The following is a 17,092-nucleotide window of genomic DNA, read 5'->3' as shown; positions in this document are numbered from 1 at the left end:
CATGCCCTGGCCTCAATGCGCCTGGTGCAGGAACAGGTACAGCCAGGCCGCCGCGGCGCCCCCCGCCAGCGGCCCCAGCACGGGGATCCAGGCATAGCGCCAGTCGCTGTCGCGCTTGCCCGGGATCGGCAGCAGCGCGTGCATGATGCGCGGCGACAGATCGCGCGCCGGGCTCATCGCGTAACCGGTCGGCCCGCCCAGCGAGATGCCGATGCCGAGCACCAGCAGCCCCACCGGCAGTGCGTCGAGCGCGCCGAGCCCGACCTGCGGCGCGGCCAGGTAGAGCACGCCGAGGATCAGCACGAAGGTGCAGATCGCCTCGGTCAACACGTTGTGCGTGACGCTGCGGATCGCGGGCGCGGTGCAGAACACGGCGAGCTTGAGATCGGGGTCGACCTCCTTGGCGAAATGCTGTCGATAGGCGAGCCAGACCAGCAGCGCGCCGGCCATGCCGCCCAGCATCTGCGCGGCGATGTAGCCGCCCACCTTGGCCCAGGCGAACTTGCCCGCCAGCGCGAGGCTGATGGTGACGATCGGGTTGAGGTGCGCGCCGCTGAACTTCGCGGTGACGTAGACGGCCACGAACACGGCCATCGCCCAGCCCATCACGATCACGATCAGGTCCGCGCCGCGGCCCTTGGTTTTCGCGAGGAGCACGTTGGCGACCGCGCCGTTGCCGAGCAGCACGAGGATGGCCGTGCCGATGAACTCCGCAATATAAGGTGACATTTTGGGTGTCTCTCTACCAGTGCGGCGGACTCGCGCGTTGCACGGTCCGCCTGCTCGTTATGAATAGGGTCTTGTTGTTGCCGGCCGCCGCGCGCGAGGCGGCTGCCTCGTCACACGGCGCCGCGGCGCGTCGTTTAGCGCGTGTCGTCGGCCCAGGCCTTGGCGGCGCGTACCGCGCGCTGCCAGCCGGCCAGCGCCGTGCTGACCTGCTCGGCCGGCATCGACGGCGAGAAGCGCGTGTCGAGCTGCCATTGGCTGCGCACCTCGTCGAGGTTCTGCCAGTAGCCGATCGCCAGGCCCGCCAGGTAGGCCGCGCCGAGCGCCGTGGTCTCGGTGATCTGCGGGCGCACCGCGTCCACGCCGAGCAGGTCCGCCTGGAACTGCATCAGCAGGTTGTTGGCGCTGGCGCCGCCGTCCACCCGCAGCTCGCCGATGCTGATGCCCGAATCGGCTTCCATCGCCGCCAGCACGTCGAGCGACTGGTAGGCGATCGAGTCGAGCGCCGCGCGCGCCAGGTGGGCGTCGCTGGTGCCGCGCGTGACGCCGAACAGCGAGCCGCGCGCGCGGGCGTTCCAGTGCGGCGCGCCCAGGCCGGCGAAGGCCGGCACCAGGTAGACGCCGTCGGTATGCGGCACGCTGGCCGCCAGCTTCTCGATCTCGCTGGCCGACTTGATGATGCCCAGGCCGTCGCGCAGCCATTGCACCACCGCGCCGGCGATGAAGATGCTGCCTTCCAGCGCGTAGTTCACCTGGTCGCCGACCTGCCAGGCGATGGTGGTCACCAGGTTGTTCTTCGACTCGATCGGCTTGTCGCCGGTGTTCATCATCAGGAAGCAGCCGGTGCCGTAGGTGTTCTTCACCATCCCCGAGCTGGTGCACATCTGGCCGAACAGGGCCGCCTGCTGGTCGCCCGCGATGCCGGCCAGCGGCAGCTTGGAGGCGAACACGGTGGTCTTGGTGTGGCCGTAGATCTCGGATGAGGCGCGCACCTCGGGCAGCATGCTGCGCGGGATGTCGAGCGCGGCCAGCAGCTCGTCGTCCCACTGGCGCGTATGGATGTTGAACAGCATGCTGCGCGAGGCGTTGGTCACGTCGGTGACGTGCAGCTCGTGCTTGGTGAAGTTCCAGACCAGCCAGCTATCGACCGTGCCGAACGCGAGCCGGCCCTGGCGCGCCTTCTCTCGCGCGCCCTCGACATTGTCGAGGATCCAGCGGATCTTGGTACCGGAGAAGTAGGAGTCGATCGGCAGGCCGGTCTTGGCGCGCACCATCGCTTCCAGGCCATCGGCCTTGAGCGAGTCGCAGAAGTCGGCGGTGCGGCGGTCCTGCCACACGATCGCGTTGTAGATCGGCTGGCCGGTCTCGCGATCCCAGACGATGGTGGTCTCGCGCTGGTTGGTGATGCCGATCGCGGCGATCGCGGTGCCGTTCAGGCCCACGCGCGTGACCGCCTCGGCGGCGACGCCGGCCTGGGTCGACCAGATTTCCTGGGGATCGTGCTCCACCCAGCCCGGGCGAGGATAGATCTGCTCGAACTCCTTCTGGGCGATCGATACGATGTTGCCCTGGCGATCGAACAGCATCGCGCGCGAGCTCGTCGTGCCCTGGTCGAGTGCGAGGATGTATTGACCCTGCATCTGTCTCATCTCCATTCGGTACGTAATTGTGATTCGCGCGGCCTTCGCGGCGGCGCGTGCTGCTCTCGATCCCGCGCGGCTTGCGGCCTGCCGCGCGTTTCTACCTTCGGTGCAACTTCTTCGTCTGGTTACCGTTCGGGCCGTCAGTGCGCGACGCGTCGCGCGGCGGGCTCGGCCGCCGGGGCTGCCTCGCCGCCGTGCGCGAACCAGGCGTCGAGCGCGGCGGTGACCGTCTCCAGCGTGCCGGGCGCGACATGCAGGCCCAGCTTCGAGCGGCGCCACAGCACGTCGTCGGCGCGGGTCGCCCACTCGCTGTCGCGCAGGTGGCGCAGTTCGGCTTCGTGGATGCCCGGTGCGATTTCGGCGCCGAGCCCGGCCAGCGAGCTGGCGCCGGCCACGATGCGTTCGGCGCGGGTGCCGTAGGCGCGCGCGTAACGGCGCGCCAGCGCGGCCGGCAGCCAGGCATGGCGTTTCGCGAAGGCTTCGGCGAACGGCGCGAAGCGCGCGTTGGCGATATCGCCGCCCGGCAGCGGCTGGCCGGCGGTCCAGGCAGCGCGGCCCGAGCCGAGCGCCTCGACCAGCATGCCGGCGGCGTCCTCGGCCAGCTTGCGGAAGGTGGTGATCTTGCCGCCGAACACCGACAGCAGCGGCGCGCCCTGGCCGTCGTCCATCTCGAGCTTGTAGTCGCGCGTGACGGCCGAGGGGTTGTCGGCGTTCTCGTCCTCGAGCAGCGGGCGCACGCCGGAATAGGTCCAGCGCACGTCGGCCGGCGAGATCTTCTGCTTGAAGTAGCGGTTGATCGAGTCGCAGAGATATTGCGTTTCGTCGCGGTCGATCGCCACCTTCGAGGGATCGTCGTGATACTCGACGTCGGTGGTGCCGATCAGCGTGAAATCCTGCTCGTAGGGGATCGCGAAGATGATCCGCTTGTCGGGATTCTGGAAGATGTAGGCGTGGTCGTGATCGAACAGGCGGCGCGTGACGATATGGCTGCCCTTCACCAGCCGCACGCTGTGGCGTGCGTCGCGGCCCAGCGCGCCGTGCAGCACCGAGCCGACCCAGGGGCCGGCCGCGTTGGCGATCGCGCGGGCGCGCACTTCGCGGCTCGAGCCGTCGGCGCGCTGCAGGGTGGCGATCCATTCGCCGTTCTCGCGACGCGCGGCCACGAGGCGCGTGCGCGTCAGGATCTCGGCGCCGCGTTCGTGCGCGTCCAGCGCGTTGAGCACCACCAGGCGCGCGTCGTCGACCCAGCCGTCCGAGTAGACGAAGCCGCGCCGGATCGAATCGACCAGCGGCGCGCCGGCCGCATGGCGGGCCATGGTGATGCCGCGCGAGCCGGGCAGCAGTTCGCGCTTGGCGAGGTGGTCGTAGAGGAACAGGCCGATGCGGATCAGCCAGGCCGGGCGCAGGTTCGGCATGTGCGGCATGACGAAGCGCAGCGGCCAGATGATGTGGGGCGCGGCGCGCAGCAGCGTCTCGCGCTCCTGCAGGGCCTTGCGGACCAGCCCGAATTCCTTGTACTCGAGATAGCGCAGCCCGCCGTGGATCAGCTTGGTGCTGGACGAGGAGGTATGCGAGGCCAGGTCGTCCTGCTCGCAAAGGAGCACGGACAGGCCGCGTCCGGCCGCGTCGCGCGCGATGCCCGCGCCGTTGATGCCGCCGCCGATCACGAGCACATCGTACCGAGTCTGTTCGCTCACTGCTGCCCTCTGTCTCTAGTCGAACTCAAATTTTTCGAATTCGAAATTTAATGAACAAAACCGAAAAAGTAAAGTTCGTTTAAGAGGGTCGGTAGCGCGCGTCGCCGAGCGGGACGATACTGGCGCATTGTCTTCAACGAGGAGGAAACATGCGTCAGGTCATGGTGGCGGGCGCGCTGGCGCTGCTGGCGGGCTGTTCGACCGTGCCGCTGCCGGGCGGCTGGAGCGGCGAGCCGACGTTCGACACGCTGCAGCGCGCCTGCGGCGAGGTGCAGGATTACGGCGCCGACGGCGCCTCGGTCTATGCCGCGCTCTACGACGCCTGGGTCGCGAAGCGGCACGGCAAGCTCGACGATGCGCAGTTCTGCGCGTTTTCGAAACAGATCGCCGCGCGCCATGCCGGGCTCGGCGCGCAGCCCGACGCGGCGGCGCGGGCCGGCTGGATCGATTACCTGAACACGGCGCGCGCGCAGGCGATCAGCTGGCGCTCGAAGGTCGATCCGACCTTGCGGGGCGGTTGAGGCGGGGCTGGGGCGAGCGAGGGGTTCAGGGACGGGCTGCAGTCAGGCCGGGCGCCGCTGGGCGGCCGTATCGTGCCCATTACCCGCGTTCCTCGATTCGTGCCCGTAAACGAAAACGACCGCCGTTGGGGACGGCGGCCGCGAGCCGGCGGGGCCCGTCGTTCGTTTCAGGAATAACGAACCTTGATCGATCGGAGCGCCGCGTCACCGCTTTCGGTGACGCAGTAGCGACGGCCCGAACCGAGGGCTTCCAGGCGAACCAGTTGCTGCTCGAGCAGCGCATCCAGTTCGTCGCGTTCCATCTCGGCCTGATCCGGCGCGTCCTTGACGAGCAGCAGGGTGGCGAATTCATGCGGACTCAGCATCGTTCTCTCCAGACAAACCAGACGCCTCACGGCCGGACGACGTCCGGGACGCGTTACCCAGCAAGGAAGGCGTGGGGGGACATGCTTACCATGGCGCACGCGGCACACGGGCGCCGGGGATTCGGAGTGTAGTCAACGGGGCAAGGAACGCCAAATACGACCCCGAAAATTTTCCCATTGACAATTGGTCACAATTCAAGCGGCCGAGGCGACGCGGCAACTTCTTGATTTCACTTGAAGTTCGCGCTGCGACGCAGCAAGGGGCGGGGCTGCGAGGCAGTCGCGGCCGGACGCGCAATGTCGTTCAGTCGGCCAGGTAGACCTGGGTGCCGGCGGCGGTGATGGTCTCGCCCATTTCCTCGGGCGGCGCCTTGTCGGTGAACAGCGCGTGGACCTGCGACAGGTGCCCCTGCCGCACCAGGGCCGGGCGGCCGAACTTGGAATGGTCGGTGACCAGGTAGACGGTGCGCGCGTGCTGGATGATCGCCTCGGCCACCCGCACCTCGCGCGTGTCGAAGTCGCGCAGGGTGCCGTCGGTCTCGATCGCCGAGGTGCCGATGATCGCGTAGTCGACCTTGAACTGGCGGATGAAGTCGATCGCCAGCTCGCCGACGATGCCCTTGTCCCAGGGCCGCACGATGCCGCCCGTGATGAGCACCTCGCACTCGGGGTAGCCGCTCATCATGCTGGCCACGTTGAGGTTGTTGGTGATCACGCGCAGGCCGCGATGGCGGTTCAGGGCTCGCGCGACTTCCTCGGTGGTGGTGCCGAGGTTGATGAACAGCGAGGCCTGGTCGGGGATGTGCGTGGCGGCGAGCGCCGCGATGCGCCGCTTCTCGTCGTGGAACATGCGCTGGCGGGCGCTGTAGGACACGTTCTCCGAGCTGGTCGGCAGGCTCGCGCCGCCGTGGTAGCGGCGCAGCAGGTTCAGGTCGGCCAGCCAGTTGACGTCGCGGCGGATCGTCTGCGGCGTCACGTCGAAGTGGGCGGCCAGGTCTTCCACGGTCACGAAGCCGTCCCGTTGCACCCAGTCGAGCAGTTCCTGCTGGCGCGCGTTGAGCGAGAGGCGGGGGTCTCGTGTCGTCATGGTTCGTTCGAAAGCGGGGGAAACGGGCTCCCATTGTAAGCAATGTGCGCGAACGAACATTTCGTTTTCGCGACATCGATCGGTGCGCCGGCTCCGCGGCCTTCCATCCATCCCGGGCGAGGGTGCCGTCGCACGAGGATGCCGCTCCTGGCGGCGGGCTTCCCGGGCCCTGCGCACGGCGCCGGCGCGGGTATCGATGATGCGCGCATCATGGTGCCGGGCGGGCAGCGCGGGCGCATCTTCGCGCGGCCGCCGGATCATCGAGCCGCGCGAAGCCATGCCGATGTCTTGCGCCTTCGCAGATTCGAATTGAATTGCAGCCGACTTTCGAATTACCGGTCTAACATTGCGCAATAGACTTCGAGGAACTGCGCGTGTGCGGGGCGGTCAGTGACTGAAGCACGCTCGGGAACTTCCGGCTAACATAAGCGGATCCAGATCGAATTTCATTCATATCCGCTTCGTCCGAGCGGGCCGCGAGGCCGCCAGGCACCTGCCGCTGGGCCTGGGGCAAGCCGCGCCGCCGGAACGAAGCGCTTGGGAGCACGACGATGCTGGCTGAAACCAAGCATGTGATGCCCTGGCGCATCGAAGACATCGACCTCTCGCGGATCGACCGCGCGAAGGCCGCCGCCAACGAAGACTTGCTGCTGCTGCTGTGCGCGGCCTCGTTCATCGAGAGCGGCTCCGATCTCTACACCAGCAACCTGAGCCAGTTCTTCGGCGACGATCCCGAGGTGGCGGGCTGGCTCAACGAGCAGTGGGAACACGAGGAACTGCAGCACGGCCGGGCGCTGAAGGCCTATATCGGCCACGTGTGGCCCGAGTTCGACTGGGACCTCGCCTTCCACAACTTCTTCGACGAATACTCGAAGACCTGCTCGCTGGAAGCCTTCGAGAAGACGCGCGCGCTCGAGATGGTGGCGCGCTGCGTGGTCGAGACCGGCACCGCCACGCTCTACCGCGCGATCAACGAGTGCTCGGACGAGCCGGTGCTCAAGGAAATCACCAACAACATCCGCACCGACGAGGTGCGCCACTACAAGCACTTCTTCAAGTATTTCAAGAAGTACAACGAGGTCGAGGGCAATGGCCGCTGGGCCGTGCTCGGCGCGCTGATGCGCCGCGTGCTCGAGATCCGCAACGAGGATTCGGAGATCGCGCTGCGCCACGTGTTCGCGATCCGCTATCCCGACAAGGTGCGCGACTCGGCCTACAACCGCGAGCGCGCGGCCCGCGTCAACGCGCTGGTGCGCCGCAACCTGTCGGCCGACATGTGCATCAAGATGCTGCTCAAGCCGCTCGACCTGCCTTCGCGGATCCAGCCCGGCGTGCAGTATCCGCTGACCAAGCTGACCCAGCACGTGTTCTTCCGTTGATCCGCATGTCCTGCGCGCGCCTTTTCCATTCCCGGGGAGTCCATGATGACCGCGACCGATCGCGCCGCGCTCGAGCGCTGGCATTTCGATAGCTGGTCGCCGGCCTGCCGCGCGCTGTTCGACGGCGAGGCGCTCGGCGACAAGCTGCGCTTCACGGCTTCGCTGATCGTGGTCGATCGCGAGGTGGAGCCCGTCGACGCGCGTACCACCCTGCTCAGCGTCGGCGAACTGTACGCGCCCGATGGCGAGACGCTGTTCCTCGCGTTGTGGCCGCGTTCGCGCGGCGCGCAACTGCTGGCCAGGGAGCGCGCCGCGGTGCTGAGCTTCGTGGCCGATGGCGCCTTCCACCAGGTGCGGCTGCGTGTCGAGCCGGCCGGCGTGACGGGTGATCGCCCTGCCGATGACGGCACCGCGGCGGCCGGGCTGGCCTGCTTCCGTGCGCGCCTGGCCGGTGGCGACGCGCAGCGCGTCGGTTATGCGCGGCTCACCTCGGGCATCGAGTTCGAGCTGGACGACCGGCGCGAGGCCGTGCTCGCGCGCTGGACGCGCCAGATCGAGCAGATCCGCCTGATCGCGGCCGCCTTGCCGGGCTGAACGGTTTGGTGAGAGTGGGCTGAGACGCACCGCGCGAACGCGCGATGGCGGGTGAGGGCGCGGTGACGCGCGCCGCCGCGCCGGTGAAGCGAATCCGGTCGAGAACGGGCGGTCCCTGCATGACGCATGCGGGGACCGCCCGTTTTTCGTTCAGTGGCCGCGCTGGCCGCTGCGCGAGGAGCGGTTGCGGTTCGCGTGTCCCGCATTGGCATTGCCGCCGCCGTTGCCGCCCTGGCCACCGCCCGGTCGGCCGCCGCCTGCCGGACGGGGCTTGGCCGCGGTCGCGGCGCCGCCGCCACCACCGGCCTTGACCGGCTTCGCGGCAGGCTTGGGCGCCGCTTTCGCCGCCGGCTTGGCGGCCGGCTTCGCGCCGCCCGGCTGGGCGCCGTCACGGCGCGCCGCGCCTTGCCCCCGCCCCTGGCCTTGCGGCTGGCGAGCGCCGCCGCCGCCACCGCCGCCGCGCTGCTGTTGCTGGCCACGGCGCTGGATCGGTTCCGGCTTGGCGTTCGGATCGGGCTCGAAGCCGGCGATCACTTCCTGCGGGATCTCGCGCTTGATCAGCTTCTCGATGTCGCGCAGCAGTTGCTTCTCGTCGACGCAGACCAGCGAGACCGCCTCGCCGTTGGCGCCCGCGCGGCCGGTTCGGCCGATGCGGTGCACGTAGTCTTCCGGCACGTTCGGCAGCTCGTAGTTGACCACGTGCGGCAACTGGTCGATATCGATGCCGCGCGCGGCGATATCGGTGGCCACCAGCACCTGCAGCGTGCCGGCCTTGAACTCGGTCAGCGCGCGCGTGCGGGCCGACTGGCTCTTGTTGCCGTGGATCGCCAGCGCGCTGATGCCGTCCTTGCCGAGCTGCTCGGCCAGGCGGTTGGCGCCGTGCTTGGTGCGCGTGAACACCAGCACCTGGAACCAGTTGTGCTCGCGGATCAGGTGGGTGAGCAGCTCGCGCTTGCGGTCACGGTCGACCGGGTAGATCTTCTGCGCGATGGTCTCGGCCGTGGTGTTGCGGCGCGCCACCTCGATCAGGGCCGGCGAGTCGAGCAGGCTGTCGGCCAGCGCCTTGATCTCGTCGGAGAAGGTGGCCGAGAACAGCAGGTTCTGGCGCTTGGCGGGCAGGCGCGCGAGCACCCGCTTGATGTCGTGGATGAAGCCCATGTCGAGCATGCGATCGGCTTCGTCGAGCACCAGGATGTCGAGCTGCGAGACATCGATGGTCTTCTGCTGCATGTGGTCGAGCAGGCGGCCTGGCGTTGCCACCACGATGTCCACGCCGCGCTTGAGCGCGTCGATCTGCGGATTGATGCTCACGCCGCCGAACATCACGGTCGAGCGCAGCTTCAGGTACTTGCCGTAGGCGCGCACGCTCTCCTCGACCTGGGCGGCCAGTTCGCGCGTCGGCGTGAGGATCAGCGCGCGCACGGCGCGCTTGCCGCCGGCCTGAGCGGCGGTATTCGCATTGAGGCGCTGCAGGATCGGCAGGGTGAAGCCGGCGGTCTTGCCGGTGCCGGTTTGCGCGCCGGCGAGCAGGTCGCCGCCGCCGAGCACGGCGGGGATCGCCTGGGTCTGGATCGGGGTCGGTTCGGTATAGCCGAGTTCGTTGACGGCCCGCACGAGGGGTTCGGCGAGGCCGAGGGAAGCAAAAGACATAAACTCTCTTGGTGTTCGAAAAATGACGCCGCCCGACTGGCCGATACGCGACCGGTCGGGCGGCGTCATCTTCATACAAAAAACAAATAGGGCGTGGCCGCGGTTGCCCGCAGCCACGCCCCGTGTGATGTGAACCGTTCGTCAGTCGAGCGGTGCGGAACGCAGATCGCTCACCTGCTGCGGCGAGATCGGCGAACCGTTGTTGCCCCAGGCCGATCGGATATACGACACGACGGCTGCAACCTCTTGATTCGACAGGGCTTGCGCGAACGGCGGCATCCCGTATGGACGCGGATTCCGGAACGTGCTGGGCGGGTAACCGCCGTTGAGCACCATCCGGATCGGGTTCACTGCAGACTCCATCATAATCGAATGGTTTCCGGCGAGCGGCGGATACGAGGGCGGCTTGCCCTGGCCGGAGGCACCGTGACAGGTCGCGCAGTTGTCCGCATAGAGCTTGCGGCCCTGTTCCAGCAGCTGATCGCCGAACTTCTGCGAGGGCTCGTATTGCAGGTTGGTCGGCGCGCTGCCCTTCTGCGGAATCGACTTCAGATAGACCGACATCGCGCGCGCGTCGTCGTCCGACATGTACTGCAGGCTATTGTGCACCACGTCGGCCATCGGCCCGAATACCGCGCCGCGCATCGACACGCCGGCCTGCAGCAGGTCGGTCAGCTCCTGCACGTGCCAGTCGCCCAGGCCGAACTCGGTATCGTTGGTCAGCGAGGGCGCGTACCAGTTCTGCAGCGGGATCAGCCCGCCGGCGAAGGCCGAGGAACTGCGCGGCGCGCCCATCAGGTTGATCGAGGTATGGCACATGCTGCAGTGGCCCAGGCCCTCGACCAGGTAGGCGCCGCGGTTCCATTCCACCGACTTGGTCGGGTCCGGCTTGAATTCTCCCTCCTTGAAGAACAGCGTGCGCCAGCCGATCAGCAGGTTGCGGTTGTTGAACGGGAATTTCAGCTCGTGCGGGCGGCTCGCCGTGTTGACCGCCGGCACCGAGCGCAGGTACGCGTAGATCGCGTCCGAATCGGCGCGCGTGACCTTGGTGTAGCTGGTGAAGGGGAAGCCCGGGTAGAGCAGGCTGCCGTCCTTCGAGCGGCCCGTGTGCATCGCGCGATAGAAGTCGTCGGCGCTCCACTTGCCGATGCCGTACTGGTTGTCGGGCGTGATGTTCGGCGTGTACATGGTGCCGAACGGGGTGGGCATCGGCAGGCCGCCGGCGAAGGGCTGGCCGCCGCGCACCGTGTGGCAGGCCACGCAGTCGCCCACCCGCGACAGATACTCGCCCTTCTTGATCAGCGCGGCCTGGCTCGTGTCGGCGGCCGGCGCGGCGGCGCGCGCGGTGTCGATCAGGCTGCCCGCCCACTTGGCGGCGCCGGGCCAGACGGCGGGCGCGAGCGTCGCGGCGGCGGCGATCGCGAGGGCGCCGAAGGCATACAGGGACTGGCGTTTCATGGCGTCTGTCTCCTGGAGGTCATTGCGGTTCGCTGCCGCAGGCGAGCGGCAGCTTCAGCGAGCCGGCCGCCGCCGGGACCGGATTGGCCGGCGCCGCCTGCGCGGCGAGCCAGGCGGTCACGGCGGTGACGTCCTCGTCGGTGAGCCGCGAGGCGATCTCGTGCATGCAGTCGGGCGCCTTGGCGCGCCGGTTGCCCGAGCGCCAGGCGCCGATCTGCGCGCTGAGGTAGTCGCTGTGCAGGCCCACCAGGCCCGGGATCGCAGGCTGCATGCCCGTGAGCTGCGCGCCGTGGCAGGCGATGCAGGCCGGGATCTTGCGCGCCGCATCGCCGCGCGTGGCCAGTGCCTGGCCGCGCGCCATCACCTCGTCCGACACGCTCGGCTTGGCCGGCGGCGGATAGGGCGGACGCTCGTTGGAGAAGTGCACCGCGATCGCGTGCAGGTAATCGTCGCTCAGGTAGGTGAGCAGGTAGTTCATCGGCGGGTACTTGCGTCGCCCGTCGCGGAAGTTGATCAGCTGGTTGTAGAGATATTCGGCGGGCTTGCCGGCCAGGCGCGGGAAGTAGTCGTTGTCGGTGCCCTGGCCGTGGGTGCCGTGGCAGGCGGTGCAGCCGCGCACGCGTTCGGCCATCGTGTCGGGTGCCTTCAACGGGGCCGCCGCGGCGGCGCCGGAGGCGGGAGCTGACTGGGCTTGCGAGCCGACCGGCAGGCAGGCGGCGCTGATGCACAGCGCGGCGAGCAGGGGACGGAATACACGTATTGAAGACACGCGAGGCTCCAATTTTTTATTCGTCGGGGACCTGGCCGGCTCTGTGTCGGCTCGGGCTTTGACTACACGTGTTTCGGCAGCCCTCTCCTGTCGGCTGCGCTGCGAAGTTTAGCATCGATGCCTGGCCACGGCTATTTGGGCAGGACCCGCTCGCGCCTCGCGATTCGATGCGGCAACAACAGGCGGATGCGGAAATCCTACGCTTTTTGGTGAACCCGTGTGGGCGTTCTCGATCGAAGGCCGTACACTCGCCACTCGCGCGTGGTCGGCCTGCCCCGGGCCGCGCCGCCGATTCGTTGCCACTCCGAAATACTGATCCCCGCCACGATGTTGCCGACCTCTCCAGCCTCAGACGATTGCCGTTACGCGTTTTCCCCGATTCCCTCCTGCGCGGCCTTGCCGTCGTGCCGCCGCGCGTCGGCGCAAGGCGGTGCGCGATGATGAAATTCGACAGCCTCTGGAGCGGCCAGGTCGCGATGGCCGCGCTCGCGCAGATCGCCTTCGCCGTCGCGCTGGGCTCGCTGCTGTTCGGCGCCTGGCTCGCCGCCGAGGGCGCGCGCGCCACCGTGTCTCCCGCGCATGGCGCCTGGCGGCGCGCGCAGCGCTCGCTGGCGACGGCGGCCCTGGTGTTCGTGCTGGCCGAGTTCGGCTGGATCGTCTACGAGGCCGCCACCATGAGCGGCACGGGCCTGGGCGAGGCGTTCGGCGCGTTGCCGGCGGTGCTGGGCGACACCCATGTCGGCCATGCCTGGAGCCTGCTGTTCGGCGGCGCGCTGGCCTTGCTGGTGCTGGCCCTGCTGCGGCCCGGCGGCGTGGCCGGCAAGCTGCTGTTCTGGCTCGCGATCCTGGTGGTGGAGGCCGGCAATGCCTCGATCGGCCACGCGGCCGACGCGGGCCCCTGGTCGCCAGCGGTCGGCGTGCAGTTGCTGCACCTGCTGTCGGTCGCCGTGTGGGGCGGCATCGTGCTGGCGGGCGGCATGGCGGTGCTGCCGGCGCTGGGCGCCTCGATCGCGCGCGGCGTGCTGATTCGCGTCGCGCAGCTCGTCTCGCGCGTGTCGATGGCGGCGGTGCTGGTGGTGATCGCCACCGGCGTCTACAACGCGATCCGCGGCACCGGCGGCGACATCGCCGTGCTCGACGCCAGCACCTGGGGCCGCGTGCTGCTGCTCAAGCTGGTGCTGGTCGCGCTGGCGCTGCTGCTGGGCGGGCTGAACCGCTTCTCGGCCCTGCCGCGGCTGCGGCGCACCGCGGCCACCGAGGACGCACGGACCTTCGTCAACGTGCTGTACCTGGAGGCGGTCGCGATGATCGGCGTGTTCGTCGCGGCGGCCGTGCTCGCAGCCAGCGTGCCCGGCTTCGCCTCGCTCGCGCAATGACGGGGGCCGGCGCCGCGCGCCGCTGCCTGGCCGGAGCGCGCGGCCTCGCTGCCGGGCCCTGAGCCGAACCCCGAACGCGAAGCGGGGGCGCCCCGATCAGGACGCCCCCGCCTTGCACCGCATCATCTTCCACGGCGCGGCTCGCGCGCGCCGCGCGCGATCACCACTCGGCGACGCTGCCGTCGGCGTGGCGCCACACCGGATTGCGCCAGCGATGGCCGAGCTTGGCCATCTCGCGCACCTTCTCCTCGTTGACCTCGATGCCCAGGCCCGGCCCTTGCGGAATGCCGACGAAACCATCCTCGTAGCGGAATACTTCCGGGTTGCGGATGTAGTCGAGCAGATCGTTGCCCTGGTTGTAGTGGATGCCCAGGCTCTGTTCCTGGATGAAGGCGTTGTAGCTGACCGCGTCGAGCTGCAGGCAGGCGGCCAGCGCGATCGGCCCGAGCGGGCAGTGCAGCGCCAGCGCCACGTCGTAGGCCTCGGCCAGCGAGGCGATCTTGCGGCACTCGGTGATGCCGCCCGCGTGCGAGGCGTCGGGCTGGATGATGTCGACGTAGCCGCCCGCGATCACGTGCTTGAAGTCCCAGCGCGAGTAGAGCCGTTCGCCCAGCGCGATCGGCGTGTCGGTCTGGTTGACGATGTCGCGCAGCGCCTCGGCGTTCTCCGAGAGCACCGGCTCCTCGATGAACATCAGGCGATAGGGATCGAGCTCCTTGGCCAGCACCTTGGCCATCGGCTTGTGGACGCGGCCGTGGAAGTCCACGCCGATCCCCACGTGCGGGCCCACCGCCTCGCGCACCGCCGCCACGTTGGCGATCACCTTCTCGACCTTGTCGTAGGTATCGACGATCTGGAGCTCCTCCGAGCCGTTCATCTTGACCGCCTTGAAGCCGCGCTCGACCACCGCGCGCGCGTTGTTGGCCACGTCGCTGGGGCGGTCGCCGCCGATCCACGAATAGACCTTGATGCGATCGCGCACCTGGCCGCCCAGCAGCGCATGGACCGGCGCGCCATGGAACTTGCCCTTGATGTCCCACAGCGCCTGGTCGACGCCGGCGATCGCGCTCATCGTGACCGGGCCGCCGCGATAGAATCCGGCGCGGTACATCACCTGCCAGTGATCCTCGATCAGCAGCGGGTCCTTGCCCACCAGGTAGTCGGCCAGCTCCTGCACGGCGGCTTCCACGGTATGCGCGCGGCCCTCGACGATCGGCTCGCCCCAACCGACGATGCCCTCGTCGGTCTCGATCTTCAGGAACAGCCAGCGCGGCGGCACGACGAAGGTTTCGAGGCGGGTGATCTTCATGGGTCTGTCTCCTGAGGTTGGGCGAACGGGGGACGCATCGAGGCCCCGCCGGAAAGTCGATGGCGACGATCCTACACGATTCCGCGAAAAAGTAGTATTAATAGCACTATTGTGCACATAGTGGTCGGCCGCCCGCGGGCGGCGCCGGCCCACAGGGAGAAACGTGATTCAACGCGATCTGCATGGACAAACCGCGTACCGGCTCGCCACGGCGATCCTGCGCGGCGACTACACGCCGGACACGATCCTGCCGCGCGAGGCCGAGCTGATGCTCTCCTTCGGCGTGAGCCGCACCGTGCTGCGCGAGGCGCTGCGCACGCTGACCTCGAAGGGGCTGATCGAGTCGCGGCCCAAGGTCGGCACGCGGGTGCGGCCGCGCGATGCCTGGAACCTGCTCGACGCCGAGCTGCTCGACTGGTATTCGCAGGTGGCGCCGCCGCTGGCCTTCGCGATGAAGCTGCAGGAGATGCGCGAGATGGTCGAGCCGTACGCGGCGGGGCTGGCCGCGCGCGCGCAGACGCCGGCCGCGTTCGCCGCGATCGAGGCCGCGCACGAGGCGATGCGCGCGGCGCGCCATGTCGACGAGTGGGTGAGGGCGGACCTGCGCTTCCACCTGGAGGTGCTGGCCGCCGGCGGCAACGAGTTGCTGATGCCGCTGGGCGCGCTGATCGAGCGCACGCTGGAGGCGCAACTGCGGCTCAACGCGAAGCGCGCCGAGATCTTCAATGCCTCGCTGGCCGAGCACACGCGCGTGTTCGAGGCGATCCGCGCGCGCGACGCGAACGCCGCGCGCGCGGCGATGGCGGCGCTGCTCGGCACCACGCGCGCGCGCATCGAGCGCTAGGACACCAGGGCGCCCGCCGTGCGATGCGGCGAGCGAGAACCACCGACATGAAAAAACGGGCCGGCGTGTGAAGCGCCGGCCCGTTGCGTTTGCGGTGCGCGAGGCGTCAGCCTGCCGGTTTCGTCTCGACGGAAGCCGTCGGGGCGGTGGCCGCGCCCGGGGCCGAAGTCGCCGCCGCGTCGGCCTGCCCGCTCTGCCAGCCGAGGCCGAGGCTCTTCTGCAGGGACACATAGTCCTTGATCAGCTCGGCCTGCCCCGCGATCACGTTCTGCTGCGCCGACAGCGCATCGCGCTGCGTGTCGAGCAGGTCGATCAGCGAGGACACGCCGGCGCGGTAGCGCTGGTCCATCAGCGTCGCCGAATGCACCGCCGAGGTCTGCACCTTGTCGAGCGCGACCACGTGATCGCGCTGGTGACCGTAGCGCGACAGGGCGGTATTGGCGTCCTGCAGCGCGCCGAGCACGGCCTTGGTGTAGTTGGCCTCGGCCTCGTCGCGCGAGGCTTCGGCGGCGCGCACGGCGCCGCGCGTGCGGCCGAAGTCGAACAGGTTCCATTGCAGGTAGGGCGCGCCCACCCAGGTCCAGTTCTGCTTGCGGAACAGGTGGCCCGGGTCGCCCGCGCTGAAGCCCAGATCGCCGAGCAGGGTGACCTTGGGGAAGTAGTCGGCGATGTGCTCGCCGATCTGCGCATTGCTCGAGGCCAGGCGCCGCTCGGCCGCGCGCACGTCGGGGCGCTGCTTGAGCATAGCGGCCGGGTCTCCGATCGGCACCGATGCGGGCAGGCTCGGCAGCGCCGGGTTGGCGCCCGAGAGCTGCGCATCGAGCGCGCCCGGCGCGCGCCCGGTGAGGGTCGCGAGGCGGTCCAGCGATTCGGTCACCTGGGCATCGAGCGGGATCAGCGAGGCGCGCGTGTTTTCCACCTGGGTGGTCAGCCGCTCGATGTCCGCATCGGCGGCCACGCCGCGTCCGCGCCGCTGCCGGGTCAGGTCGAGCTGCTGCTGCTGGAGATCGGCGGTGCGCCGCGAGAGCGCCAGGCGCTGCTGCTGGTCGCGCAGGTCCACGTAGGCATTGGCGACCTCGGCCGCGATCGAGACCTGCGTGTCGGCCAGGTCCGCGTCGACCGCCTCGGCCTGCGCCGAGGCCGCCTCGATCGCGCGGCGCGTGCCGCCGAACAGGTCGATCTCCCAGGTGGCGTCGAAGCTGGCCGTGTAGAGCTGGATCGGGCCGGTGCCGGCCTGGCTGTTGCCGCCGTTCGCGTTGTTCGCGCCGGTGAGCGCCGACAGCGCGTTCATGTCGGGCGCGCGGGTGCGGATCGCGGCCAGGTCCGCCGAGGTCTTGGGCAAGGCGTTGGCGCGCTGCTGGCTCAGTTGCGCGCGCGCTTCGCGCAGCCGCGCCTGGGCCGCGTGCAGGTCGGGGTTGTGGGCCAGCGCCGCGGCGATCAGTTCGTCGAGCTGAGGGTCGTTCAGGCTTTGCCACCAGGCGGCGGGCGTCGGCGTCGCGACGGCCACGCCGGTCTGCGGGGCGCGCACGAAGGTGGCCGCGCTCGGCGCGGGCGGCGCGCCCTTGTAGTTCGGGCCGACCGTGCAGCCGGCGAGCGCGAGCGCGGCGGCGACCAGCGTCAGCGCGTGACGGGGCGCCAGGCTCGGGGACTTCATGGAGGACATCATCGAGGACT

General features: G+C 69.2%; 15 protein-coding genes. 5 read left to right on the top strand and 10 right to left on the bottom strand.

All coding sequences use genetic code 11. From position 1 onward, the window contains the following. Positions 1 to 12: 12 nt before the first annotated feature. The 3 genes from FB600_RS03580 to glpD form a co-directional block, all read right to left on the bottom strand. Positions 13 to 729, bottom strand: coding sequence for an MIP/aquaporin family protein (locus FB600_RS03580; protein WP_013699321.1), 717 nt, complete (start codon positions 727 to 729; stop codon positions 13 to 15). A gap of 134 nt (positions 730 to 863) precedes the next feature. Next, complete coding sequence (glpK, locus tag FB600_RS03575; RefSeq protein WP_013699320.1) at positions 864 to 2,366, bottom strand: glycerol kinase GlpK; 1,503 nt, start codon at positions 2,364 to 2,366, stop codon at positions 864 to 866. A gap of 143 nt (positions 2,367 to 2,509) precedes the next feature. Further along, positions 2,510 to 4,066, bottom strand: a complete 1,557-nt coding sequence (glpD, locus tag FB600_RS03570; protein ID WP_145756272.1) for a glycerol-3-phosphate dehydrogenase — start codon at positions 4,064 to 4,066, stop codon at positions 2,510 to 2,512. Between the two features lie 149 nt (positions 4,067 to 4,215). Between glpD and FB600_RS03565 the strand changes: the two genes are divergently transcribed. Next, positions 4,216 to 4,587 carry a hypothetical protein gene (locus tag FB600_RS03565; protein WP_013699318.1) on the top strand — a complete coding sequence of 124 codons (372 nt, stop codon included), beginning with the start codon at positions 4,216 to 4,218 and terminating at the stop codon, positions 4,585 to 4,587. 167 nt (positions 4,588 to 4,754) lie between these two features. On the opposite strand, the gene FB600_RS03560 is transcribed toward FB600_RS03565, so the two are convergent. Further along, positions 4,755 to 4,952, bottom strand: a complete 198-nt coding sequence (locus FB600_RS03560; RefSeq protein ID WP_013699317.1) for a phage tail assembly chaperone — start codon at positions 4,950 to 4,952, stop codon at positions 4,755 to 4,757. A 304-nt stretch (positions 4,953 to 5,256) separates the two neighbouring features. Then, on the bottom strand, positions 5,257 to 6,039 hold the full coding sequence (locus FB600_RS03550; RefSeq protein WP_145756271.1) for a DeoR/GlpR family DNA-binding transcription regulator: 783 nt from the start codon (positions 6,037 to 6,039) through the stop codon (positions 5,257 to 5,259). Between the two features lie 551 nt (positions 6,040 to 6,590). On the opposite strand from FB600_RS03550, the gene FB600_RS03545 reads away from it, so the two are divergent. Together FB600_RS03545 and FB600_RS03540 are read left to right on the top strand one after the other, a co-directional pair. Then, the gene (locus tag FB600_RS03545; RefSeq protein ID WP_036033260.1) at positions 6,591 to 7,418 is read left to right on the top strand and encodes a ferritin-like domain-containing protein; all 828 of its coding nucleotides are present in this window, start codon (positions 6,591 to 6,593) and stop codon (positions 7,416 to 7,418) included. A 45-nt stretch (positions 7,419 to 7,463) separates the two neighbouring features. Next, complete coding sequence (locus FB600_RS03540; protein ID WP_164467593.1) at positions 7,464 to 8,012, top strand: hypothetical protein; 549 nt, start codon at positions 7,464 to 7,466, stop codon at positions 8,010 to 8,012. Positions 8,013 to 8,162: 150 nt separating this feature from the next. Here the strand turns inward: FB600_RS03540 and FB600_RS03535 are convergent, their stop codons facing one another. The 3 genes from FB600_RS03535 to FB600_RS03525 all read right to left on the bottom strand — a co-directional run bounded on the left by FB600_RS03535 (position 8,163) and on the right by FB600_RS03525 (position 11,901). Then, positions 8,163 to 9,662 carry a DEAD/DEAH box helicase gene (locus tag FB600_RS03535; RefSeq protein WP_025096905.1) on the bottom strand — a complete coding sequence of 500 codons (1,500 nt, stop codon included), beginning with the start codon at positions 9,660 to 9,662 and terminating at the stop codon, positions 8,163 to 8,165. A 141-nt stretch (positions 9,663 to 9,803) separates the two neighbouring features. Beyond that, positions 9,804 to 11,120 carry a c-type cytochrome gene (locus tag FB600_RS03530; RefSeq protein ID WP_145756270.1) on the bottom strand — a complete coding sequence of 439 codons (1,317 nt, stop codon included), beginning with the start codon at positions 11,118 to 11,120 and terminating at the stop codon, positions 9,804 to 9,806. A 19-nt stretch (positions 11,121 to 11,139) separates the two neighbouring features. Further along, complete coding sequence (locus FB600_RS03525; RefSeq protein ID WP_063617726.1) at positions 11,140 to 11,901, bottom strand: c-type cytochrome; 762 nt, start codon at positions 11,899 to 11,901, stop codon at positions 11,140 to 11,142. A gap of 428 nt (positions 11,902 to 12,329) precedes the next feature. On the opposite strand from FB600_RS03525, the gene FB600_RS03520 reads away from it, so the two are divergent. Then, positions 12,330 to 13,265, top strand: a complete 936-nt coding sequence (locus tag FB600_RS03520) for a CopD family protein (protein WP_145756375.1) — start codon at positions 12,330 to 12,332, stop codon at positions 13,263 to 13,265. A 160-nt stretch (positions 13,266 to 13,425) separates the two neighbouring features. Here FB600_RS03520 and dgoD read toward each other — a convergent pair whose 3' ends face one another. Further along, a complete protein-coding gene (gene dgoD, locus FB600_RS03515; protein WP_047836962.1) occupies positions 13,426 to 14,574 on the bottom strand; it encodes a galactonate dehydratase in 1,149 nt (382 codons plus the stop codon). Between the two features lie 163 nt (positions 14,575 to 14,737). Here dgoD and FB600_RS03510 point away from each other — a divergent pair, with 163 nt between their 5' ends. Continuing rightward, positions 14,738 to 15,418: a FadR/GntR family transcriptional regulator gene (locus tag FB600_RS03510; RefSeq protein ID WP_013699308.1), complete on the top strand. Its 681-nt coding sequence runs from the start codon at positions 14,738 to 14,740 to the stop codon at positions 15,416 to 15,418. A 106-nt stretch (positions 15,419 to 15,524) separates the two neighbouring features. Here FB600_RS03510 and FB600_RS03505 read toward each other — a convergent pair whose 3' ends face one another. Next, positions 15,525 to 17,072 (bottom strand): efflux transporter outer membrane subunit, encoded by a 1,548-nt coding sequence (locus FB600_RS03505; RefSeq protein WP_096750721.1) that lies wholly within the window; start codon positions 17,070 to 17,072, stop codon positions 15,525 to 15,527. Positions 17,073 to 17,092 lie beyond the last annotated feature (20 nt).

Source organism: Burkholderia sp. SJZ089, from assembly GCF_007828315.1.
GTDB classification, from domain to species: domain Bacteria; phylum Pseudomonadota; class Gammaproteobacteria; order Burkholderiales; family Burkholderiaceae; genus Burkholderia; species Burkholderia gladioli.
Note: the sequence above shows the minus strand (reverse complement) of the source record. Positions and strands in the feature narration are given on the sequence as shown.

Bases quoted from the DNA above. Each gene is read 5' to 3' on its own strand.
- FB600_RS03545 (WP_036033260.1), top strand. From the start codon at position 6,591: ATGCTGGCTGAAACCAAGCATGTGATGCCCTGGCGCATCGAAGACATC.
- FB600_RS03535 (WP_025096905.1), bottom strand. From the start codon at position 9,662: ATGTCTTTTGCTTCCCTCGGCCTCGCCGAACCCCTCGTGCGGGCCGTC.
- glpK (WP_013699320.1), bottom strand. From the start codon at position 2,366: ATGCAGGGTCAATACATCCTCGCACTCGACCAGGGCACGACGAGCTCG.
- FB600_RS03560 (WP_013699317.1), bottom strand. From the start codon at position 4,952: ATGCTGAGTCCGCATGAATTCGCCACCCTGCTGCTCGTCAAGGACGCG.
- FB600_RS03540 (WP_164467593.1), top strand. From the start codon at position 7,464: ATGACCGCGACCGATCGCGCCGCGCTCGAGCGCTGGCATTTCGATAGC.
- FB600_RS03505 (WP_096750721.1), bottom strand. From the start codon at position 17,072: ATGAAGTCCCCGAGCCTGGCGCCCCGTCACGCGCTGACGCTGGTCGCC.
- FB600_RS03530 (WP_145756270.1), bottom strand. From the start codon at position 11,120: ATGAAACGCCAGTCCCTGTATGCCTTCGGCGCCCTCGCGATCGCCGCC.
- FB600_RS03580 (WP_013699321.1), bottom strand. From the start codon at position 729: ATGTCACCTTATATTGCGGAGTTCATCGGCACGGCCATCCTCGTGCTG.
- dgoD (WP_047836962.1), bottom strand. From the start codon at position 14,574: ATGAAGATCACCCGCCTCGAAACCTTCGTCGTGCCGCCGCGCTGGCTG.
- FB600_RS03550 (WP_145756271.1), bottom strand. From the start codon at position 6,039: ATGACGACACGAGACCCCCGCCTCTCGCTCAACGCGCGCCAGCAGGAA.
- FB600_RS03520 (WP_145756375.1), top strand. From the start codon at position 12,330: ATGAAATTCGACAGCCTCTGGAGCGGCCAGGTCGCGATGGCCGCGCTC.
- FB600_RS03565 (WP_013699318.1), top strand. From the start codon at position 4,216: ATGCGTCAGGTCATGGTGGCGGGCGCGCTGGCGCTGCTGGCGGGCTGT.